The sequence below is a fragment of the Acinetobacter indicus CIP 110367 genome, from assembly GCF_000488255.1.
GTDB classification, from domain to species: Bacteria; Pseudomonadota; Gammaproteobacteria; order Pseudomonadales; family Moraxellaceae; genus Acinetobacter; species Acinetobacter indicus.
Map to the genome: position 1 here is coordinate 665,049 of NZ_KI530745.1, position 22,674 is coordinate 687,722.

22 protein-coding genes are annotated in these 22,674 nt (G+C 46.7%); 16 read left to right on the top strand and 6 right to left on the bottom strand.

Translation table 11 applies throughout. The features are described 5' to 3' along the window. The first annotated feature begins 82 nt into the window (after positions 1-82). From P253_RS03220 to P253_RS03230, 3 genes are all read left to right on the top strand, one after another. Positions 83-1,798, top strand: coding sequence for an AAA family ATPase (locus tag P253_RS03220; RefSeq protein WP_016658242.1), 1,716 nt, complete (start codon positions 83-85; stop codon positions 1,796-1,798). A gap of 252 nt (positions 1,799-2,050) precedes the next feature. Next, positions 2,051-2,971: a LysR family transcriptional regulator gene (locus tag P253_RS03225; protein ID WP_016658241.1), complete on the top strand. Its 921-nt coding sequence runs from the start codon at positions 2,051-2,053 to the stop codon at positions 2,969-2,971. Between the two features lie 173 nt (positions 2,972-3,144). Beyond that, on the top strand, positions 3,145-4,326 hold the full coding sequence (locus tag P253_RS03230) for an MFS transporter (RefSeq protein ID WP_228128863.1): 1,182 nt from the start codon (positions 3,145-3,147) through the stop codon (positions 4,324-4,326). 43 nt (positions 4,327-4,369) lie between these two features. Here P253_RS03230 and P253_RS03235 read toward each other — a convergent pair whose 3' ends face one another. After that, complete coding sequence (locus P253_RS03235) at positions 4,370-4,822, bottom strand: DUF441 domain-containing protein (RefSeq protein WP_034597660.1); 453 nt, start codon at positions 4,820-4,822, stop codon at positions 4,370-4,372. A 151-nt stretch (positions 4,823-4,973) separates the two neighbouring features. Between P253_RS03235 and P253_RS03240 the strand changes: the two genes are divergently transcribed. After that, positions 4,974-5,684 carry a pseudouridine synthase gene (locus tag P253_RS03240; protein WP_005177444.1) on the top strand — a complete coding sequence of 237 codons (711 nt, stop codon included), beginning with the start codon at positions 4,974-4,976 and terminating at the stop codon, positions 5,682-5,684. Positions 5,685-5,705: 21 nt separating this feature from the next. On the opposite strand, the gene P253_RS03245 is transcribed toward P253_RS03240, so the two are convergent. The 3 genes from P253_RS03245 to P253_RS03255 form a co-directional block, all read right to left on the bottom strand. After that, positions 5,706-6,149, bottom strand: a complete 444-nt coding sequence (locus tag P253_RS03245; protein ID WP_005177446.1) for a GNAT family N-acetyltransferase — start codon at positions 6,147-6,149, stop codon at positions 5,706-5,708. 92 nt (positions 6,150-6,241) lie between these two features. Then, the gene (locus P253_RS03250; protein ID WP_005177448.1) at positions 6,242-6,577 is read right to left on the bottom strand and encodes a type II toxin-antitoxin system RelB/DinJ family antitoxin; all 336 of its coding nucleotides are present in this window, start codon (positions 6,575-6,577) and stop codon (positions 6,242-6,244) included. A gap of 112 nt (positions 6,578-6,689) precedes the next feature. Then, on the bottom strand, positions 6,690-7,592 hold the full coding sequence (locus P253_RS03255; protein WP_016658238.1) for an RluA family pseudouridine synthase: 903 nt from the start codon (positions 7,590-7,592) through the stop codon (positions 6,690-6,692). A 128-nt stretch (positions 7,593-7,720) separates the two neighbouring features. Here P253_RS03255 and tsaE point away from each other — a divergent pair, with 128 nt between their 5' ends. From tsaE to hfq, 4 genes are all read left to right on the top strand, one after another. Next, positions 7,721-8,200, top strand: a complete 480-nt coding sequence (gene tsaE, locus P253_RS03260) for a tRNA (adenosine(37)-N6)-threonylcarbamoyltransferase complex ATPase subunit type 1 TsaE (protein ID WP_016658237.1) — start codon at positions 7,721-7,723, stop codon at positions 8,198-8,200. Beyond that, entirely contained in the window at positions 8,190-10,172 is a 1,983-nt protein-coding gene (gene mutL, locus P253_RS03265) for a DNA mismatch repair endonuclease MutL (protein WP_016658236.1), read from the top strand. Before tsaE ends, mutL begins: the two co-directional genes overlap by 11 nt. Before the next feature lie 6 nt (positions 10,173-10,178). Next, positions 10,179-11,123 (top strand): tRNA (adenosine(37)-N6)-dimethylallyltransferase MiaA, encoded by a 945-nt coding sequence (gene miaA, locus P253_RS03270; RefSeq protein ID WP_016658235.1) that lies wholly within the window; start codon positions 10,179-10,181, stop codon positions 11,121-11,123. Between the two features lie 92 nt (positions 11,124-11,215). Further along, a complete protein-coding gene (gene hfq / locus P253_RS03275; protein ID WP_016658234.1) occupies positions 11,216-11,722 on the top strand; it encodes an RNA chaperone Hfq in 507 nt (168 codons plus the stop codon). Positions 11,723-11,854: 132 nt separating this feature from the next. Here hfq and P253_RS03280 read toward each other — a convergent pair whose 3' ends face one another. After that, positions 11,855-13,153: a peptidylprolyl isomerase gene (locus tag P253_RS03280; RefSeq protein ID WP_016658233.1), complete on the bottom strand. Its 1,299-nt coding sequence runs from the start codon at positions 13,151-13,153 to the stop codon at positions 11,855-11,857. Then, positions 13,153-15,618, bottom strand: a complete 2,466-nt coding sequence (locus P253_RS03285) for an LPS-assembly protein LptD (protein WP_016658232.1) — start codon at positions 15,616-15,618, stop codon at positions 13,153-13,155. Before P253_RS03285 ends, P253_RS03280 begins: the two co-directional genes overlap by 1 nt. A 120-nt stretch (positions 15,619-15,738) precedes the next feature. Here P253_RS03285 and P253_RS03290 point away from each other — a divergent pair, with 120 nt between their 5' ends. The 8 genes from P253_RS03290 to msbA all read left to right on the top strand — a co-directional run bounded on the left by P253_RS03290 (position 15,739) and on the right by msbA (position 22,670). Continuing rightward, positions 15,739-16,752 (top strand): aminoglycoside phosphotransferase family protein, encoded by a 1,014-nt coding sequence (locus tag P253_RS03290; RefSeq protein ID WP_016658231.1) that lies wholly within the window; start codon positions 15,739-15,741, stop codon positions 16,750-16,752. Continuing rightward, on the top strand, positions 16,752-17,441 hold the full coding sequence (gene murU, locus P253_RS03295; RefSeq protein ID WP_016658230.1) for an N-acetylmuramate alpha-1-phosphate uridylyltransferase MurU: 690 nt from the start codon (positions 16,752-16,754) through the stop codon (positions 17,439-17,441). The genes P253_RS03290 and murU overlap by 1 nt, the downstream gene beginning before the upstream one ends. An 86-nt stretch (positions 17,442-17,527) precedes the next feature. After that, positions 17,528-18,160: a 16S rRNA (guanine(527)-N(7))-methyltransferase RsmG gene (gene rsmG, locus P253_RS03300; RefSeq protein ID WP_016658229.1), complete on the top strand. Its 633-nt coding sequence runs from the start codon at positions 17,528-17,530 to the stop codon at positions 18,158-18,160. 24 nt (positions 18,161-18,184) lie between these two features. Next, positions 18,185-18,967 (top strand): ParA family protein, encoded by a 783-nt coding sequence (locus P253_RS03305; RefSeq protein WP_005177476.1) that lies wholly within the window; start codon positions 18,185-18,187, stop codon positions 18,965-18,967. Next, a complete protein-coding gene (locus tag P253_RS03310; RefSeq protein ID WP_016658228.1) occupies positions 18,964-19,851 on the top strand; it encodes a ParB/RepB/Spo0J family partition protein in 888 nt (295 codons plus the stop codon). The genes P253_RS03305 and P253_RS03310 overlap by 4 nt, the downstream gene beginning before the upstream one ends. Before the next feature lie 31 nt (positions 19,852-19,882). Continuing rightward, positions 19,883-20,515 (top strand): MotA/TolQ/ExbB proton channel family protein, encoded by a 633-nt coding sequence (locus P253_RS03315; protein ID WP_016658227.1) that lies wholly within the window; start codon positions 19,883-19,885, stop codon positions 20,513-20,515. Between the two features lie 8 nt (positions 20,516-20,523). Beyond that, a complete protein-coding gene (locus P253_RS03320; RefSeq protein ID WP_005177483.1) occupies positions 20,524-20,946 on the top strand; it encodes an ExbD/TolR family protein in 423 nt (140 codons plus the stop codon). Continuing rightward, complete coding sequence (msbA, locus tag P253_RS03325; RefSeq protein WP_016658226.1) at positions 20,946-22,670, top strand: lipid A export permease/ATP-binding protein MsbA; 1,725 nt, start codon at positions 20,946-20,948, stop codon at positions 22,668-22,670. Before P253_RS03320 ends, msbA begins: the two co-directional genes overlap by 1 nt. Positions 22,671-22,674: the final 4 nt, after the last annotated feature.

A 22,674-nucleotide genomic window follows, 5' to 3' on the forward strand; every position in this document is an offset into this window, starting at 1 on the left:
GATGTCGCCAGATGTGGTTTTTGCCTTAACTTTTTGCTGAAAAATGGGTAGGCTATAGCCGTTCATCTACGGTATAGGTCTTATGAAACAGGAAACTGCACTCAAACTCTTAAAAGCGGGCGAAAATGTATTTTTAACAGGCTCGGCCGGTGCAGGGAAAACCTATACGCTCAATCAGTACATCAACTATTTAAAAGCACGTAAAGTGCCGGTGGCGATTACGGCCTCGACTGGAATTGCCGCCACACATATGAATGGTATGACCATTCACACCTGGGCCGGCATTGGTATTAAAGATGTCTTGTCTGATGCCGACCTGAAAAATATGAAAGAGCGCAAATACCTGAAAGAACATCTGGAAAATGCGCAGGTCTTGATTATTGACGAAATTTCGATGCTGCATGCCAAGCAGTTGAATCTGGTCAATCAGGTGCTGAAATATTTTAAGGAAAGCGATGAAGCCTTTGGTGGTATTCAGGTGATTGTCGCTGGTGATTTCTTCCAGTTGCCGCCAGTGGGCAGAAATGATGAACGTAATCGCGATAAATTCTGCTTTATGTCGGAGGCCTGGGTCGAGGCCAAATTCCGGGTCTGCTATTTGACCGAGCAGCATCGTCAGGGCAATGACTTTTTAAACGATATTCTCAATGCGATTCGTCGTCAGGATATTGGCCCGCAGCATCTGCAGGCGCTGCAAAATACCCGTCAGCAGGATATTGGCGACACCTTTACCCGTTTATATACTCACAATATGGATGTCGATACCATCAACTTTAAGCATTTAAATAAAATTGATGCTGAAAGTCGCCAGTTCGATGCCAGCTGTGATGGGAATGACAAACTGATTGAAACCTTAAAATCTTCGGTGCGTGCGCCTGAAACCTTGACCCTAAAAAAACATGCCAAAGTGATGTTTGTTAAAAACAACTTTGATATGGGTTATATCAACGGCAGTCTGGGCGAGGTGATTGGCTTTGAAGAAGATGATGAATATGGCTGCCTGCCGAAAGTCAAACTGACTGATGGCACGGTGCTGCTGGTCGAACCAGAAACCTGGTCGATTGATAATGAAGCCGGAAAAACCATTGCCAGTTTCCAGCAAATTCCGTTGCGTCTGGCCTGGGCAATTACCATTCATAAATCGCAAGGTATGACTTTAGAAGCGGCAGAAATTAACCTGAGCCATACCTTTGAAAAAGGTCAGGGCTATGTGGCACTGTCACGATTAAAAACCTTAGATGGCCTGCGTTTATTGGGCTTTAACGAGCAGGCGCTGGAGCTGGACAGTCTGGCAATTAAAGCCGATCGCCGTTTTCAGGAACTGTCAGAGGAAGCAGAACAGAATTTTGCCGAAATTGACCTGACCGCACAGCATAAAGCCTTCATCCGGCATTGTGGCGGCACCTTGAATGAGGTTGAAATTGAACGCAATGAACGGAAAATCGCACGCAGTGGCGGTAAGCAGAATTATGCCTCGGCAACGCTAGATGAAACCCGGGCCTTGTTTGAAGAAGGTTATGAGATTGAAGATATTGCCCATGAACGTGGCCTGACTCCAGCGACGATTATTAACCATCTGGCACGTTTGCATAAGGAACAGGGACTAGATATTTCGGTGGCGCATCCGGGTGAGGAAGTGGTGGAGCAAATCCGCAAAATTTATAAACGCCTGCAAAAACGTCAGCAAAGTGATCATTTTAATGATGATGGCACGATCAAGCTGCGCCCGATTGTCGAGCTGACCAGTCCGCGCATGGGCTATGATCAGGTGCGTCTGGCCTTGCTATATGTAGAATAAACTTTTCATCCTTCCGTAATAAAAGAGCATCTTAAAGATGCTCTTTTTTATGCTTATTCGTTATTTAGACGTATTTCAACTCATCTTCATCTTGCTTAAAAACAGCGCCATCTCTTAACAGCTGCCTTATTTAGAATAATGAAACCAACTCATGGAATTTATGCTAAGATGAATTTAATTCATATTTTTATTTTTAGGGCGACATTGCATTCAACGCAGTGCATCTCCTGATTTTGAGATACTTCATTTCCCATGCTTGAAATTCGTCATTTAAAAACCTTATTGGCCTTACGCGAACATGGTTCACTGGTGGCCGCGGCCAATGATTTATGTCTGACCCCATCTGCCATTTCCCATCAGTTGAAAGAGCTGGATCACTGGTATGGGGTGGAAGTGGTCAATCGTCGCTCGCGTCCGGTGACGTTTTCCAATGTGGGGCAGCGTTTGCTGAAACTGGCAGATGATATTTTGCCGCAGATCCAGATTGCCCAAACCGATATTACCCGGATTGTGCATGGGCAAACCGGCCGGATTATTTTTTCTTCGGAATGTCATAGCTGTTTTGACTGGCTGATGCCGCTGTTAAATCAGTACCGCCAGCAATATCCCGATGTTGATTTGGATTTTGCTTCCGGCTTTGAAGCCAATCCGCATGAATTATTACAACATGCCGAATTTGATTTGCTGATTACCGCCGACCCGATTGCCTTAAAAGGCATCGAGTATTTCCCGATTTTTGAATATGAGTCGCGTCTGGTGCTGTCCAATACCCATCCATTGGTACGTGCTGCGGACATTTCGGTGCAGGACCTGGCCGAAGAATCTTTAATTACCTATCCGGTGGATAAACACCGCCTGGATATTATGGCCAAGCTGTTTATTCCGGCCAATATCTATCCGAAAGCCATTCGCACCACAGATTTAACCCAGATGTTAATCCAGCTGGTGGCCAGCGGTCGGGGTGTGGCGGCCTTACCGGACTGGGTGGTAAATGAATATGAACAAAAAGGTTGGGTCACTTCACGCCGTCTGCATTGTGTTTCGGCAGAAGGACTACGCCGCACGCTGTATGCTGGTTATCGCAGTGAAGAAAAAGAAAAAAGCTATTTTGAAGGCTTCCTGAAACAGCTGGAAAAATTTTCGCAAAAGCGTAGTCATTACTATGCACAATAACATCCGCACAAATAGCGTAATTTTTGAGTAAATAATGGTGAGGATTCAGGTCGTTGAATCATCTGCCAGCTACGCCATTTATTCAGGAAAAACATAAGATGAGATGTTTTTTTAATAAATGGCAGTTACTGAACTTGATAAGCTCAAGTCACAAGATTGAAGTGAGTAAGGGTATGTCCAAAGTACAATGGTTCAGCAGGGATATTTGGATTATTTGTGCAGGTTTTGTCGCGGCGATGCATGTCGGTAAATTACCGCCAGCGGTGCCGGTATTACAGCAGGAACTGGGGATCGGGCTGGTACAAGCTGGTTTGTTGCTGTCGCTGGTGCAAGGGGCTGGTATGCTGTTTGCACTGACCTTGGGCAGTTATGTCGAAAAAATTGGACTGAAACGCTGTGTCTTGCTTGGACTGGGCTTACTAAGCGCAGCCAGTTTGCTCGGTGGGTTTAGCCAAAGCGTCAGCAGTTTGCTGCTGCTGCGGGTAGTGGAAGGATTTGGCTTTTTACTGGTGACCTTAAGTGGTCCGGCCTATATTCGCCAGCTGGTGCCGGCAGAAGAAATTTCCGCCAAAATGGGCTTGTGGAGTGCCTATATGGGCGGCGGCATGGGGATTTCCTTATTACTGACGCCGTGGCTAATCACCATGATGGGCTGGCAAGGGGTATGGCTGACGCTAACACTACTGACCTTAAGTCTGTTTGCGCTGGTCGCCACCCGAGTGCCGAAACCGCAACAATCAACCCAGAAAATTGAAGTGTTTCAGCTGATCAAAACCACGCTCAAACATCCACCAGCGTGGATGCTGGCATTGATGTTCGGCACCTATGCCGGACAATGGTTTAGTCTGGTCGGTTTCTTACCGACGATTTATCAGCAAAACGAGATTTCCTTGACGCTGGCAGGCGCATTAACTGCCTCGGTGGCGATTGCCAATGCAGTCGGGACCTTTGCCTGCGGCATCATGTTGCAGCGCGGTTTGCTGCCTAAAACTTTAGTCCAAACCGGTTTTATCATCTTGATGCTGTGTGCCTTAAGTTTCTATATCTTTCAGGCCCAGTTACCATTTTTACTGCAGTTTGCCTGCGTGTTTAGCTTTTCGTTATTTGGTGGTCTGGTCGCCGCGGTGGTCTTTGCTCAAGCCTTGCGTTTTGCGCCTAGTCCGGTGGCCATTAGTGCGACCATTGGCATGATTTTACAGTGCTCAGCGACATCGCAGTTTCTGTTGCCACCAGCAATTGCTGCGATTGTTTCTGCCACCGGAGACTGGTTCTGGGTCGGTATTGTGATGGCTGCGTTCTCGGCAATGGGCTGGCTATTATGCCAAAAGCTGTTTCAGGCCGATGTACGTGCCTAATCGTGTATCCGTATCTCTTTAAAGCCGTGTCTGTATGAAGCGGCTATTTAGAACCAATCAATAACGATAAAATGCCGGCGGCAATTAATGGTCCGACCGGCACACCGCGCAGCAAGGCCACACCAGCAACCGTACCAATCAGCAGGCCAGCGACAATATTCGGTTGATGGCTCATCAGCTGTACCCCACGTGCACCGAGCCAGGCCACAAACAGGCCTATGCCAATCGCGAGTATGGATTTCCAGTGCATAAATGATTTCAGGATTTCATCACCGGGGATTTTACCGCTGGCAATGGGCGTTAGTACGCCAATGGTCAAAATGATAATGCCAATATTTAAACCATGCTGTTGCAAGAGCGGAAAATATACTTCCAGTGGTGTGATGCGAAACACGATTAACACCGCGGCGGCAATGGTGACGGCAGTATTGTGACTAAAAATACCGCAGGCCAATAAAATAAGCAGAACAATCAGGTTTAAATCGAGGTGTGACATACAGGCTGAACACGGTGGCATGGGAGAAAAAGAGGCCATTATTGTAGCCTTTTTCAGCGGGGCCTGCTGATAGATTCCAACTCCAGCGCGGTTTCAGTATAAAATACGCCATCTTCCATATTGATACAGCTTTCACTCCACAGGTAATTCGATGACTTTAGAAAAAATGTTGCAATCGCAAGGCTTTGGTTCACGCAAACACTGCCAGCAGCTGATTCAAAATGGTGCGATTGCCATTGAGGGTGAAGTCATCACCCAACCCAAACAGAAACTGCAGTTGCAGGGTTTAAAATTTTCGGTCTATGGGCAGGACTATACCTATCGGGAGAAGGTCTATATCGCGTTAAACAAACCGCAAGGTTATGAGTGTTCACATCAGGCCACCCATCATTTTAGTGTGTTTGATCTGTTTGACGATATTTTGCTGAACCGTGGCCTGCAATGTGTGGGACGTTTAGATCAGGACACCACCGGTTTGTTATTGCTAACTGATGATGGCCAGTTTTTACAGGCGCTGACCCATCCGAAAAAGCATGTGGCCAAAGTCTATCGCATGTACACCGCAGATCCGGTCACAGATGCGCAAATCCAGCAACTGGCAGATGGAGTCGAACTGCGCAATGAAAGCGGCATTTTTGCTGCCACCGATATTTGCCGTCTGGCCGAGCACGAGCTGGAAATGACCATTCATCAGGGTGTCTATCATCAGGTAAAGCGGATGCTGGCAGCAGTTGGCAATAAGGTGGAAAAGCTGCATCGTCAGCAAATTGGCGCTTTAAACCTGCCAGAACTCGAGTTGGGGCAGTGGATCTATTTAGATGACGCCCAGGTACAGCAGGCGCGTACCCGGATGCAGGATTAAACCGGCTTTTAATAGATTGGGCTATTTTAAGAAACAGTGGTAGGTCTGAAACTCATTGTCTTTAATAAAGCCCATCTGTTCATATAGTTGATGCGATTGATAGTTGTTGTTCTGGGTTTGCAGACTAATCCGTAGTGCATTGTTATGACGGGCAAAATGAATTGCGGTATCAATCAGCTGTTTGGCCGAGCCTTGACGACGATAGACCGGCGTCACATAGACATCATCCAGAATATAATAGGTGGTACAGGCCACCGAAGAAAAGCCTAAATACAGCAGGATAAAACCGGTAATCACCTCATCTTTCACATGAATAAAAATCACGCTTTCATGATTTTCAAAACGCTGTTGTAAAAACTGGTGTGAAAGCTTCAGGTTAGAAGATGCACCATAAAATTGACGATATTCATCAAATAATACGGCCAGCTGCTCGAGATCTGCTACGGTTGCGCGTCTGACAATCATCCATGACTCCCTGCATATCTTATTGTTGTCTATGCAGCATAACCAAGTTTTTAGCAGATTAAATTAAAATATTGTTTATAAATACAACACTGTTAACTTTTGTCAGTTTCACCCAAGAGGGCATTTAATTCGGCAAACAGGTCCAGATCTTCATCGTCCAGTGGGGAAGTGTCGGTGCTGACGGGCGCAGGTGTTGGTGTGGCCTGAGTATTTTGCTGTTCTTGCTTGAGCTTTCTTAACTTGATCAGCTGCTCCAGATTAATATTCTGGTTTTCGATAGAAAAAGGAATAGATTTGGTCAGAACGACCTGTTTAAAGAACAGACGAACCGCTTGTGCCGGTGTAATCCCCAACTGTTTAAACACGGCAAAAGCCTGTTTCTTTTCCTGAGAATCCAGGCGAATTTGATAAACTTCAGTTTTTCTCATGATTTTAATTAATTTAAGTGCACTTAACTGTGTAGACACATTTTAATCTAACCATTTGTAATTTCAATATTCATACACAGGAAAAATTGAAATAAATGTAATGACAATTAGATTACAGTGTCAGGTCAAATTGGGAGCTAAACGCCATTGCTGCTTTGCTGATTGGGTCCTGAAAGCAAATATCTTTGGCCAGAAGCTGTAAAGGCGCAGAAAAATCATCTTCCGTTTTATGCTGCACCTGCGGATAAAATGGATCGTTTAAAATAGCAATTCCAAGCTGATTTAAATGCACCCGCAATTGATGCTGCTTACCGGTGACAGGTTTAAGCAAATACTTTGCCAAATGACCGTTATGCGCTAACAGCTCAATATCGGTTTCGCTGTTGGGTACTCCATCCACCACCTGCATGGTATAAAACGGCTGACCTTTTTCCATGCGGTAACGGGTGGTGCAAGGAAAACTTAAATCGGCACGAAAAGGTGCAATCGCATGATAGGTCTTGCGGACCTGACGTTCGGCAAACATTTGCTGATAAAGACCACGACTGGCCGGCTGTTTGGAAAATAGCACCACGCCGGCAGTTTCCCGGTCTAAACGGTGAATCGGGGTCAGCTGTTCATTGCCAGTTTGCTGTTTCAAACGCACCAGTAAGGTTTGCTGCACATATTGTCCGGTTGGGCTCATGGTCAGAAAATGCGGTTTATCTACCACCAGCAAATCTTCATTTTCAAATAAAATCTGATGCTGAAACGGCACCGTTACTTCATGGGCCAAAAAACGATAGTAAAAACAGTGCGTATGCGCCTGAAAAGGACTGTCTGTGTTTAGACGCTGACCATGTGCATCATAGACCAGACCATCCTGAAAGCGCGACAGCCATTCAGCTGCAGAAATATGCGGAAACTGCTGGCACAGGTAGGCATACACTGTACTTGCCGATGATGGCTGCAAGTAAACTTTGCTGGCGCTAACACCATTAATCATCGGGGGAATAAAATCGGCAGTGGAGCTCATGAACGGGTGCACATCTCAAATTAGGCAACAAATGCTGTGAAAAAATACAGATTCTGACGCAGTCGAATAGGCTTTTAAACGGCTGCGATGCTATCATAATTGCTGTTTTGAATCATGTCGCGAGTATTATGCAGTATTCATTTTGTCTGAACCTGAACAATGAACAAGAGACCCAAAATCTGGCTCAGGTTTTGGCGGCGCATTTCCCGCGCGGGGTGATTTATCTGATTGGGGATTTGGGCGCAGGGAAAACCACGCTAACCCGTTATCTGATACAAAGCTTAGGTCATCAGGGATCGGTAAAAAGTCCGACCTATACCCTGGTGGAGCCGTATCAGGTCAATGGCCAGGATATTTTCCACTTCGACCTGTATCGCCTGAATGACCCGTATGAACTGGAACTGATGGGCATCCGTGATTATCTGGATACAGCAAACGCCTTATTTTTATTTGAATGGCCATCAAAAGGTGGGGATGAAATTCCAGCACCGGACCTGATTATTAATATTCTAAAGTCTGAAGATGAATTGAGCCGCACCGCAACCCTCAGCTCGTCTTCTGCCGCTTTACAACACGCTCTGGAGCAGAATTTTACCCATGTCGGCTGATTTAAGTACACGTCGTATCCGCGCGCTTGATCCGGCACTGGCCAACCAGATTGCCGCCGGTGAAGTTATTGAGCGTCCGGCTTCTGTGGTCAAAGAATTATTAGAAAATGCGATTGACGCCGGTGCGACCGAACTGATTATCCGGGTGGAACAGGGCGGCAGTACCCTGATTGAAATTATTGACAATGGGCGCGGCATTCACCCTGAAGATCTACCCTTGGCAGTCATGCGTCATGCCACCAGTAAAATTCAAACTGCCGATGATTTGCATGCCATTGTCAGCCTCGGTTTTCGTGGTGAAGCACTGGCATCCATTGCCGCAGTATCGCGTTTAAGCCTGATCAGCAGCCAGACAGATGAAGGGGTGGGCTATCAGGTTGAAGTGAATGGCACGGCTTTTGATCATCAGGAGATTGTGCCGGTGGCTGCGTCGAAAGGAACCCATATTCGGGTGCAGGATCTGTTTTTTAATGTGCCGGCACGCCGTAAATTTTTAAAAAAGCCGGGTACCGAATTTGGCCATATTGAAGAAATTGTGCGCCGTCTGGCACTGACGCATTTTGATATCCGTTTTGTGCTGGAACATAATAACAGCATCAAGCTGAACCTGCCGGTTGCTGACAGCGGCGAGCTGCGTTTTCAGCGTGTACAGCAATTGCTGGGACGACAGTTTACCGAAAATGCTTACTGGATTGATGCCGATAGTATCAGCATGCGTCTGTCGGGCTGGTTGGGCCATCCTTCCGATGCGCGGGCACAGGCCGATTTACAATATGTCTATGTAAATGGCCGGATTGTCAAAGACAAGACCATCTCACATGCGCTACGCATGGCCTATGATGGTATTTTGCATGGTCATCAGCATGCGGCGTATTTGCTGTTTCTGGAAGTTGAACCTGAAAATATTGATGTCAATGTGCATCCAACCAAGCATGAAATCCGCTTTTTAAACCAGCGTGAAGTGCATGAGTTTGTGCGTCATTATGGCAAAGAAACCCTGGCGCAGTTCCAAACCGCCAGTGCCGACTTGGCCACGACCATGAAAACCGAGACGCCGGAGCCAGTGTTTGCGGCGCAGCCACGTTATCAGGAACAATTTCAGTTGCATAAAGTAGCCGAAGCCATCGTACCGGTATCCAATCAGGCCGCGCCAGAATTACTGACAGATTTTAGTGACACCCGCCCGCAAAGTGTGGATTATGCACTGCCACAAGGCCAGAAAATGGCCAGTGGTCAGAATACGGGTTATAGCAATGCCTATACCGGCTCACAGCAGCTGAACAATGCGCTGAAAAGCTATCTGGCACCGTTACGTGAGCTGGATGAATCTGCATTGTCCAGCCCACAGTCGGTCGCGGATGATACACAGCCAGCTCCGGTAGATGAACATCCACTCGGCATTGCCATCGCCCAGTTACATGGAATTTATATTCTGGCGCAAAATACCGAAGGCTTGATTATTGTCGATATGCACGCGGCGCATGAGCGGATTTTATTACAGCAAATGAAATCGGCCTGGGATAAGCCGGAATTCTGGACCTCACAGCAGCTGCTAATTCCTAAAGTGATTAGCATTAGCCGGATGCAGGCGATGCGGATTGAAGAGCTGAAACCGCAGCTGGCGCGTTTAGGGCTGGATCTGGATCAATATGGTGATGAACAGGTGATTGTGCGTGGGGTGCCGGCGATTTTGCATAAGGCCAATTTTGACGCCCTGATTCCTGAACTACTGAATGATCTGGACCCGGCTGATGAAGCACAAGCACTGCTACAAAAACGTGACCAGATTCTGGCCGGCATGGCCTGTCATGGTGCCGTGCGTGCGCATCGTATGCTCAGCCTGTCTGAAATGAACGCCTTGCTGCGCCAGATGGAACAAACCGAATTTGCCAGCCAATGTAATCATGGCCGCCCGACCTGGCGTGCCTTTCCATTGGCTCAATTAGATAAACTTTTTGCTCGAGGAGAGTAGTGGTACATGTCAAATCAATTGCCGGTCATCAATTTAATGGGACCTACTGCAAGCGGTAAAACTGCTTTGGCATGTGAACTCTATGAACTGGGGCATTTTGAGCTGATTTCAGTCGATTCCGCTTTGGTGTATCAGGATATGGATATTGGTACGGCTAAACCAAGCAAAGCCGAGCAGACGCGTTATCCACACCATCTGATTGATATTATTACCCCTTTAGAAGTGTATTCTGCTGCACAGTTTGTGGAAGATGCCTGCGCTTTAATTGATGATATGCATGCGCGTGGCAAAACCCCCATTTTGGTGGGCGGAACCATGCTGTATTTCAAGGCATTGCTAGAAGGGTTGTCCAGTAATTTGCCAAGTGCAGATTATGCGGTGCGCGCTGAAATTGAAGATAAGGCGGCACGTGAGGGCTGGGAAGCCGTGTATGCCGAATTGTGCGCGGTAGATGCTTTAGCGGGGCAGAAATTTAAAGTCAGCGATAAGCAGCGGATTATCCGGGCCTTAGAAGTGTTCAAGTTAACCGGCCAGCCCATTACTAAACTACAAGCAGAACAACCCAAAAATGTACCATATCGTTACACTTTTCATAATCACGCCTTGCTGCCAGATCGGGTAGAATTACATCAACGTATAGAAAAACGATTAGAAATAATGTGGTCAATGGGTTTTTTGAATGAAGTAGAAAGGCTTATTGAAAAATACGATTTAGATGAGAATTTACCCTCTATGCGCTCTGTTGGATACCGACAAGCTTTAGAATTTCTAAAGAAAAGTGATAAAAGTCTCAATAAAAAGCAGGAAATGGAGGATAAGGCCCTATTTGCAACACGACAACTTGCAAAACGTCAATATACTTGGCTCAGATCGTTGCAGGAATCGCATAAAATTCAAACATATTTTACGATAAAGCAGGCTCAAGAAAACTTGCGAAACTGTTACGGATAAAGCAAAATTTATGAACTGTCTTTTTTATAAATTTTAATTGAAAAATAAAGATAGTTTTTGCGCTGATTTTTAATTATTTTTGGAGTTATAACATGTCTAAAGGTCAAACTTTACAAGATCCGTTCTTGAATTCTCTCCGTAAAGAACGTATTCCAGTTTCTATTTTCCTTGTAAACGGTATTAAATTACAGGGTCATATCGAATCTTTTGACCAGTATGTGGTGCTATTAAAAAATACAGTAAGCCAAATGGTTTACAAACACGCGATTTCTACAGTTGTACCTGCACGTAATCCACGTCCTGCTGGTGCTCAAGGTGCTGGTGGCTTCGGTGGTCAAGGTGGTGGCTTCGGCGGCGGACAAGGTGGTGGCTTTGGTGGTCAAGGCGGCTTCGGTGGTCAAGGCGGCGGCTTCGGTGGTCAAGGTGGCTTCGGTGGTCAAGGCGGCTTCGGTGGTCAAGGCGGCTTCGGTGGTCAAGGCGGCGGCTTCGGCGGTCAAGGTGGCTTCGGTGGTCAAGGCGCTGGCTTCGGTGGTCAAGCTTCTGGTTTTGATAACGACTCTAAATTTGAAGATTCTCAAGAAGATGACAACAACCGTTAATCAATATTAATGGCTTAAGTCCTCTTATAAAAAACCGCTGAATTCAGCGGTTTTTTTATTGCTATTGATGGCGAGGTGAAAAGCCAGAATTAAAAAAACCAGTGCAGGCACTGGTTTTTCATTTTTTAAGACCTAGTTATTTTTACGGTCCAGGTTTGGATCTTTAATATCGACAAAGGCATTGCTGCGAATTTCACGTAACCAGCTGTCCAGTTCGGTATCAAACTGACGTTCACCTAGAATCTGGCGTGCCATACGTTCCTGGTATTCGCGGGTCATGTCCTGCTGGCGGGTATCTGTCACCTGTAGAATATGCCAGCCAAACTGGGTTTGAAATGGCTGGCTGATTTCACCTACCGGGGTACTTTTCATTTGCTGTTCAAATTCAGGCACCATCACTCCAGGGCTAACCCAGCCCAGGCTACCGCCATCACGGGCAGAACCGGTATCGGTTGAGAAAGTACCGGCCAACACTGCAAAATCTTCACCGGCTTTGAGGCGGTTATACAAACTGTCAATCATGTGCTTGGCATTTTCTGGGCTCACCACTTCTGTTGGCTGAATCAGAATATGACGGGTTTGATATTGTGGGACCAGCGCGCGTTGTTCACCGGCTTTACGATCGACCAGTTTCAGCACATGAATACCATCATTGACTGCAATCAGCTCAGTGGTCTGACCGACGTCAAGTGCACTTACACGTGCAGCCAGTTCAGCCGGAATTTCAGAAAGGCTGCGGAAACCCATATCAGCCGATTCAACTTTGGTGGCAGCTGTGCTGAACTGCTTGTTAATGGCATTGAGGTCATTGCTGTTATTCAGTGCAGTTTTAACCTGTTCCGCGGTGGCCTGTGCATTTTCACCGGATACGCGCACATGCAACACATGCGCCTGACTGCCTAAAGCGGCTTGACCTTGCGGGGTTTTCAGGAAGTTATCGACATCCTGATCGCTAATTTTAATCCGTGACATCACGACTTGCTGACGCAGACGGTTAATTGCCAAATCTTCAGCAATACGGTTGCGTAACGAGGCGTAGGTTCCCGGTGCAATACGGTCGACTTTCTGCTGGAAATCTTCCAGACTTTTGCTGCCATTTTGCTGGGCCACACGCATCACCGCTTCATTTAATGCTTTTTCATCAGGTTTGATGTTGTAACGTTTGACCTGTTCCAGCTGTGCCTGACGCACGATCAGTTGTTCTAAGGCTTGTTGTTGTAAATATTGGGCCGGTGGCACGGTTTTGTTTTGTGCCTGTAATTGTTGCTGCATTTCGGCAGCGGTTTGCGCTAAATCACTTTGTAGGATGACACTGTTATCCACCACGGCCACGACCTGATCTACAGTTTGTGCAAAAGCAGGTGCAGCTGAAGAAATACATAAAGCTAAGGCTGTGGCTTTAAAAAATTGTTTTAACTGTGGTGTCTTCATTAACGTTGTGTCCAAGTTTGATTAGTTCTATTAAACCCTAAAATACGGTTTTCAAGTAAAGATGCAAGTTTATTGTTGAAACTGCCGAGGCCTTTCAGGTTCAATTCAGCCATGATGGCGCGTTTCGGCTTGACGTTGTGATCGGAGACATCATCCAGATCATTATAATAAGAGCGGCCGTAGACCGAGATGCCCCAGCAGCAGGATTCATAGTTCACACCGAGTAAATATTCACGGGCGACGCTATTGTCCAAATCGTATTGGGCATGACCCAGAATACGCCAGTTGTTGTAGACCGGTTGAATGAACGAAGCCACCACCTGATCATAATGATCCTGACGGTTTAGAATATGACGACGGTTAATATAGCCGACATTGTATAAATTGCCTTGTTCACCGGTATAGAACAGGTGCAGATCGCGCTGGGCATTGTCACCGTCTGACATCCAGGCGGCATTGGCACCAATATTCAGGTTTTCGGTTAACTGGCTGGCCAGACTCACTACCGGGCCGGTGCGGCTTTCGGTATCAAAGCTGTCTGCAGTATTTTCCAGGGTCACACGACGATCTTCAAAGAAGAAGCTTTGACCCAGGCTGGCGCGAATCCGCTCTAAACCTACTTCATCAAACAGGCTGTAGCTTAAACCAAGCGACAGGAAGTTGTTGTCTTCCAGGCGGTCATGGCCGTAGAAACGGTATGGGCTAAACAGCTGGTCATAATTAATGGAAGCAGTGGCTGAATCAAAATTTGGATGACCATCCTGCTTCTGATACGGCGCATAGGCATAGAAGGCGCGCGGGGTAATGGTTTGCAGGAAGCGACCTTCTTTTTCAAAGGTCAGACCGGCGTCCAGGGTAAACTGCGGCACCGTCACCGATTTGGTTTCGCTAGACGAATCAAACTGATTCAGCGCATTTTGGGTGTCTTTGTCAAAGAAGGTGTTGACGTTGCGAAGTGATACTTCTGGAATCACAAAAGACCATGGGTTGCGGTAGTTATAACGTACTTTAAAATCGTTATAGATACGGGTACCACTTGGTTCATAGCTGTTCAGGTCAGTGGCACTGGCTTCCAGATTGTTAATATCTTTCTTGAAGTAAGCCGTGTCGTGGTTAAACTCGATCTGGAAACCTTGCGGATTACCAGTTTTATAGTTCAATAAGAACTGTGGTAAACGCGCATACGGACGGTCTTCATCTGGAATAGTTGGGTCCAGCGTCTGGAAATCTTCAACTTTTAGCTGCGCTCTTAAACCCGGAATGCCATTGCGATAATTTAGTTCCCAGGCGCGGCGTAAGTTCAGGTCGGTTCTGGAGTTCGGGTTGTTGTTTAAGTCAGCAAAATAGTCTTTATCTGAAGCGTAGTTATATTCCAGATTGGTATTGAACTGCTCGTTAATCTGCCAGTTATGCAGAAAGTGAAAATCCTTACGATCTTCATCATTGTATTTATTGTCAGAGGCCAGGTAGCCGCCCCAGATCTGACCCTGACCAAAATTCTCGGTCAGATAGCGGAATTCACCTTCCAGCATCGGGCCACGGTCACCAATATAGCGTGGTGTCACGGTGGCATCATAGTTTGGAGCCAGGTTCAGGTAGACCGGTACCGCCAGTTCAACTCCACCATCATTGGTAAAGCCAAAACTCGGGGTCAAAATACCGGTAGTACGACGGTCATCAATCGGGAAGTTAAAATATGGCACTGCCAGCACCGGCACATCTTTTACATACAGTTTGGTGCCACGGGTTTCACCGCGACCGGTTTCCTGATTTAGCTTGATTTCATCGGCCTGAATTTTCCAAGTCGGTGCCTGTTCAGGCGGGCAGGTGCTATAGGTGGCATTGTTCAATACCAAGGTATTGGTTGAAGTGCGGGCAATCTTTTCCGCCATGCCATGTGCGTGCTGTTCTTCTGCAATATAGAAGCTGTTGTGTAAATCGCCTTGCTGGGTTTTCAGGTTGTAATTGATCTGGTCGCTTTGCGCCAGTAAACCGGCTTGCGCCATTTGTACCCGGCCTTCGGCACTGGCATAGGTCTGGGTCTGGTCAATGGTAATTTTATCGGCACGAATCTGGCGGCCTTGCTGGTCAATTACCACATTGCCTTCTAAAACCGAATCCCCATTAGGATTATAGTGACCATAATCAGCGGTAACGGTCGAGGTGGCTTCTTCAGCAGCAACGGCCACGGTGTCCGGGCTAATTGGCGTGACCCAGGCGCCTTGACAATAGGCTGAACTCAGCTCTTGGCCAAAATGCTGCTGGGCTTCCGGCGCGGTTTTATCGACATAATACTGTTCAAAAAACGACTGGCCCGGATAAGCATCCTGAATGCTCTGTTTGAGTTGTTGATTGGTGATGGATGAAGCGGGCTCTGTGGTCTCTGCATGACTGCTCATCGCGTGTCCACATAACAGGGTCAAGATCGCAGTCGCTAAAGGATTAAATTTAAACTGATGCTTCATTTGTCTCATTAACCAAGAGTGCTTAATCGCAATTAATTATTGTCGCATCATAGAGAAAAAGCGCAGAAGTAGCTACACTTAGCACTTTAAAAACTCAGCCTGTATTAGAATTTATTGCAAATGAATACACAACGTGAACAATTGATACAAACATGGATTACATCTGTACTCGGTTCAGATCAATTTGAAACTCATTTTTTAGCAGGCGATGCAAGCTTCCGTCGTTATGCACGAATCAAATTGAATAATAAAACATTTATGCTGATGGATGCACCACCAGAAAAAGAAGATTGTGGTCCTTTTGTGACGATTGATGAATTTTTTGATGCGCATGGTGTACGCGTGCCGCATATCATCGCCAAAGATCTGCAGCAGGGCTTTTTGCTACTGGAAGATTTTGGTGATGTATTGCTCTCGACCCTGTTAAATGAACAGACTGTCGATGACTACTATGCACAAAGCTTTAAGCAGCTGATCCAATTGCAGTCCATTGCTGGCGAAGGCCATTTCCCGGACTATTCCTATGAAAAACTGATCAGTGAAATGGAGCTGCTCACCGACTGGATGTTGCCCTCATTACAGATTCAGCCAACCGCAGAAGAGAGCGCGTTAATCAAGCGTACCTTTGCCATTCTGGCCAATGCGGCTTTGGCCCAGCCACAAGTGATTGTACATCGTGATTTTCACAGCCGGAACCTGATGAAAATTGCAGGTGAAACCGAACTTGGGGTGATTGATTTTCAGGATGCGGTAATTGGCGCCGATACCTATGATCTGATTTCAATTACCCGTGATGCCTACGTGCAGTGGAATGCAGATCGTGTCTATCACTGGTTTAAAACCTTTTATGATTTGCTGCCGGAAAGCGCCAAACAGGAGCGTGATTTTGAGCAGTTCAAGAAAGACGCCGACCTGATGGCGATTCAGCGTCATATCAAGATTCTGGGTATTTTTGTGCGCCTGTTCGAGCGTGATGGCAAATCGGGTTACTTAAAAGATTTGCCGCGCGTGATGTGGTATCTACTGGAAGAATCGCAGCCTTATGCCGAATTGCAGCCTTTTATGCAGTTTATTCGTGAAAAAGTTATGCCGGCATTTGAAGCCAAATATGGCCGTTATGAGGTAGCTGCCTGATGAAAGCCATGATTCTTGCTGCCGGTTTAGGTAACCGGATGCGTCCTTTAACCTTGCATAAGCCTAAACCCTTGCTGGAAGTGGGCGGTAAGCCGCTGATTGTTTGGCATATCGAAAAACTGCAGCGCATTGGCGTAACCGAAATTGTGATCAATACCGCCTGGCTGGGTGAAAAACTGGCTCAGGCTTTGGGGGATGGCAGCCAGTTTGGCGTTAATATTCTCTGGTCGCATGAAGGCGAAGGTTTGGAAACCGCAGGCGGGATTATTAACGCGCTGCCGCTGCTCGGTAATGAGCCCTTTATTCTGGTCAATGGCGATATCTGGACCACCATGGATTTTGCGCCATTATTGTCGGTACAGCTAGAGAATCAGCTGGCGCATCTGGTGCTGGTAGAGAATCCGGCACAGCATCCGCAAGGCGATTTCACCTTGTCGGAACAAAAAGCCTATACCTTTGATCAGGAAAAATCCGGTGAAAATCTGACCTATAGCGGTATTGCCGTGATTGATCCGCAGATGTTCCAGGGCCTGGAAGGTGGCAAGCGTCCACTGGCACCGTTATTGAAACAGGCCATGCAGGATGAAAAAATTGCCGCCAGCAAATTGCAGGGTGTCTGGGTAGATGTTGGCACTCCTGAGCGATTAAATGCACTGGATCAACAAATTCAGCAAGGTGTGTACGCTTAAGTGCATATTCACTAAGCACTCGCTGCTGTGACTTGGCAGATAAATCGGTATACTTTCAGCTAACTTTTTCGAGACGTTCATTGTTTATGCATACGTTTTTTCAGGAACTCAAGCAGGGTAGTCAGGCCTTGGGTTTAGAGCTCAGCGATGAGACTTTAAATTTATTACTCCAATATCAAGATGCTTTGGTGCTATGGAACAAAGCGTATAACTTGACCGCAATTCGTGATCCGAAAGAAATGCTGGTCAAGCATTTGCTCGACAGCCTGAGTATTCTCAACGATTTACCTGCCGGCCGTTTGCTGGACATTGGTACCGGTGGCGGTATGCCGGGCATGATCATTGCCTTATGTCAGCCGGAACGTCAGTGCGTGTTGCTGGACTCGAATGGCAAAAAAATCCGTTTCTTGAAGCAGTTTATTGCCGATCTGAAACTGCAAAACGTGGTGGCGGTCCAAACCCGAGTCGAAAATGAAGACAGTATCCGTGAGTTAGGCCAGTTTGATGTCATCACCAGCCGTGCCTTTGCATCTCTGACCGATTTTGTGGCGGCATCAAAACCGTTTATGCATGGACAGAGTATTATTGCTTCCATGAAAGGTCTGATTCCGGCCGATGAGGTTGAAGCATTGAAAGATGAGTTCAGCTGTGAAATTATCGAGCTAAAAGTTCCACGTCTGGACGAACAGCGTCATCTACTTTTATTAAAACATATTTAATTCATTCTAAGGATTGGGGTTACCATGGCACAAATTATTGCGATTGCGAACCAGAAAGGTGGTGTCGGTAAAACTACAACCGCAGTAAATTTGGCAGCATCGTTAGCTGTTTTGAAAAAGCGCGTTTTACTTGTGGATATGGATTCACAGGGAAATGCCACGATGGGTTCTGGTATCCAAAAAAACGACCTTCTATATTCTATTACCGATGTGTTGCTGGGCGAAGTGCCAATTGAAACGGCCATTACCAAATCGGAAGTGGGTTATAAGGTTTTAGGCGCAAACCGTGATTTGTCCGGTGTGGAACTGGCTATTGCCGAGCAGGAAGGGCGCGAGTTTATTCTGCGTGATGCACTGGGCGAAATTGAAAAAAGTTTTGACTATATTATTGTCGATTGTGCGCCAAGCTTAAGCTTAATTACCGTGAATGCGCTGGCTGCGGTACAGGGCGTGATGATTCCAATGCAATGTGAATACTATGCACTGGAAGGCCTGGCCGATTTAACCCAGACCATCGACCGGATTCAGCAGGCCTTAAACCCAGAGCTGGAAATTATTGGCGTGCTGCGAACCATGTACGATGCGCGTAATGCATTAACCCGTGATGTGTCTGAAGAGCTGCAGCAGTATTTTGGCAAAAAACTGTATGACACCGTGATTCCACGTAATGTGCGTCTGGCCGAAGCACCGGCGCATGGTTTGCCTGTAATTTATTTTGAGAAAAGTTCAAAGGGTGCAGTTGCTTACCTGAATCTGGCAGCTGAAATGTTAAAGAAAAGCAAAGTGAAAAAAGGAAGTAAAGCATGACCATAAAAAAACGCGGACTCGCCAAAGGTCGTGGTTTGGATGCCTTACTTGGGTCGATCCAGAAAGAAAAATTACAACTTGAAGCCCAGTCTTTGGATCATGGTCAGCTAAAACAGATTGATGTGCATTTATTAAAACGGGGTGAATATCAGCCACGCCGTTTTATCCATGAACAGGACTTACAGGAACTTGCCGCCTCGATTGAAAAACACGGGGTCATGCAACCGATTGTGATTCGTCCGATTGATGACGAACAGCATCCGTATGAAATTATTGCTGGTGAACGTCGCTGGCGTGCCGCACAGCTGGCGGGACTCACCGAAGTTCCGGCAATTGTCCGTGACCTGACCGATCAGGTGGCGATTGCACTGGCTTTAATTGAAAATATTCAGCGTCAGGATCTGAATCCGATTGATCAGGCCATGGCCTTGCAGCGCTTCCATGACGAGTTTGGTCTGAGCCATCAGGAAATTGCCGACACCGTCGGTAAGGCACGAACTACGGTCAGTAACCTGTTGCGTTTGTTGACTTTAACTGAAGAAGTTAAAGACCTGATGCAGCAAGGGCTGCTGGATATGGGCCATGCGCGCGCCATTTTGACCTTAAAAGCCAAAGATCAGCTGAAAGTGGCTGAACTGGTGATTGAAAAGAGTTTGTCGGTCCGTCAGACCGAACAGCTGGTGCGTGACTGGAGCGCACCAAAAAAAGAAAAACCAAAAGCAGAACCGGCACCGGATATTCAGCAACTGACACAACGTCTGTCAGAGCGTTTCAGTGCCAATGTCAAAATTGATCATAACAAGCAGGGTAAGGGGAAGCTGGTGATCAGCTATCACTCCTTAGAAGAACTAGATGGTATTTTAAATATCTGCTTGGCTGATTAATTTTTATTGTAGATTTATTGGGGAAAATCGAATGTGGGAATTGGTAAAAGCAGGCGGCTGGCTGATGCTGCCGTTACTGTTGTGCTCTGTGTTTACGCTGGCCATCAGTATTGAGCGTTTTTTACGTCTTAAGCGTGCCGGTGTGGTGCCGAAAGCCTTGCAATTACAAACCGGACAGCCGGTGCAAGGCGTGTTACAGCAGTTGCAGCAATCGGAAAATTTACAGCACAGTACTTTGGGCCGAATCTTTATGGCTGGTGCGCAAAATAAACACCAGTCTGAACAGTTTGCGCGTGCGCAGATGGAAGCGACAGCCTCTCAGGAAATTGGCTATCTGGAAAAAAATATTAATTTCCTCGGGACTTTAAGTGCTGTGGCGCCGCTGCTGGGCTTATTGGGGACCGTTCTGGGGATTATTGAATCTTTCCTGATGATTGATATCAGTTCAAGCAACCCGACTTTAATGATTCCGGGGATTTCCAAGGCGCTGATTACCACCGCAGCGGGTATGCTGATTGCGGTGCCGGCCTTATTTGCTTACCGTTATTTCCAGCGTCTGGTACAGGAATATGTGGCCGAGCTGGAACAGCAGGCGACGTTGTTTCATGCTGCGCTGTTTCATAAAACCCAGATTGTTGATGAAGACATTAAAAAAGCAGGCTAAGGTGACCTATGAAATTCAAACGCTCGCAAGTGGAAGATATTCATATTAACCTGACACCGATGATTGACTGTTTGCTGTTTATTCTGGTGTTCCTGTTACTGTCCACCAGTTTTAACCAGTTTAGCCGGATGAACCTGACCTTGCCGGAAGCGCAAGGGGTGCCACCGAAAGCCTATGACCAGAAAGTCGAGGTGGTGGTCGATGCTTCCGGGCATTATTCGGTCAACGGGCAGGCGCTTTCCAGCAAGGAAGTTGCTGATTTAAATACAGCAATTAAACAAATTTCCAATGATCGACGTGATTTAATGTTTATCATTGCGGCAGACGCGAAAGCTTCTCATCAGGATGTGATTCGTGTCATGGATGTTGCGGGACAACTGGGTTTCGTCAACATTAACATCAGTACGAAAGTACCAACTCGAGGCTATTAGTGAATCCGGATTATAAAGTCTACCTGCGTCTACTCGGTTATTTAAAACCTTTCTGGGGAATCGCAATTCTGGTTGTGGTGGGTTTTGCCATCAATGCGGCGACTGAGGTATCAGTGGCCAAGTTGCTGGAAAAAATTATTACGGCAATTCAGGAAAAAGACTACACCTTCACCCACCTGTTTCCTTTTCTGGTGGTGCTGTTGATGTTTTTTCGCGGTGTCGGCCTGTTTCTGGGCGGCTACTATACCGCGGTCATTTCACGTAATCTGGTGTTTAATGTGCGTCAGGAAGTATTTGCCAAATTGCTGCGCTTACCGTCGCAGTATTATCTGGACAATACCAGTGGCCACATTACTGCCAAAATCATGTATAACGTGGAGCAGCTGACAGCAGCCTCCACCGAATCTTTACGTACCTTGCTGCAACAGGGTTTAATTACCATCGCCTTGCTTGGTTACCTGTTTTATAGCAACTGGCGTTTGACCATCTGTATCCTGATTTTTGCCCCGCTGATTGGCCTGTTAATCCGGAAAGCCGCCAAGCGTATGCGTAAGCTGTCAATTCAGGTGCAGGATACCATGGGTGATGTGAACCACGTGGTGCAGGAAACCGTAAACGGCAATCTGGTGGTGAAAGGTTTTGCGGGTCATCAATACGAGCAGGAACGTTTTAAACAGAACTCGCTGGAAAATTTGCGCCGTGGCCTGAAAATGGTAGCTGTGCAGCAGCTAAACAGCCCGGTGGTACAGTTGATCATGTCGATTGCACTTTCCATTGTGATCTGGATTGCACTGCGCCCGGAAATTTTACGCGATACCTCAGCTGGTGAATTTGTGGCTTATATTACTGCTGCCGGGATGCTGAGCAAACCAATTAAAGCGCTAACCGATATCAACGAAAAACTGCAACGCGGTATGGCGGCGGCGCATTCTGTATTTGAACTGCTGGATATGCCGGAAGAAAAAAATACTGGTACCTTAACTCCAACCTTAAAAGGCAATATTGAATTTGATCAGGCCAATCTGGTCTATGCCGATGGCCATCATGCCATTCATGACTTTAGCCTGAATGTTAAAGCCGGTGAAACCGTGGCACTGGTCGGACGTTCAGGGGCGGGCAAAAGCTCACTGGTCAATTTGCTGGTGCGTTTTCAGGAATTATCTTCAGGCGGGATCAAACTGGATGGGCTGGATATTCATCAGATTGAACTGAATAGCCTGCGTACCCAAATTGCCATGGTCAATCAGCAGGTGGTGCTATTTAATCGTACCGTGCGTGAAAATATTGCGTATGGTCAGCTGGAAGGTGCGTCCGATGAAGAGATCATCGCGGCAGCTAAAGCGGCGTATGCGCATGATTTTATTATGGCCTTACCACAAGGCTATGACACACCACTCGGTGCGCAGGGTTTAAACCTGTCCGGTGGTCAGCGTCAGCGTATCGCGATTGCCCGTGCTATTTTGAAAAATGCACCGATCCTGATTCTGGATGAAGCGACCAGTGCATTAGACAATGAATCTGAATACTTTATCCAACGTGCCTTTGATGCAGCGATGCAGAATCGTACCACCATTGTCATTGCACACCGTTTATCTACCATCGAAAATGCCGACCGTATTGTTGTGATGGATCAAGGGCGTATTATTGAACAGGGTACCCATCAGGAACTGTTAAACCAGCAGGGTGCTTATTATCAGTTGCATCAGCGCAATTTCGAGGAATAATCAG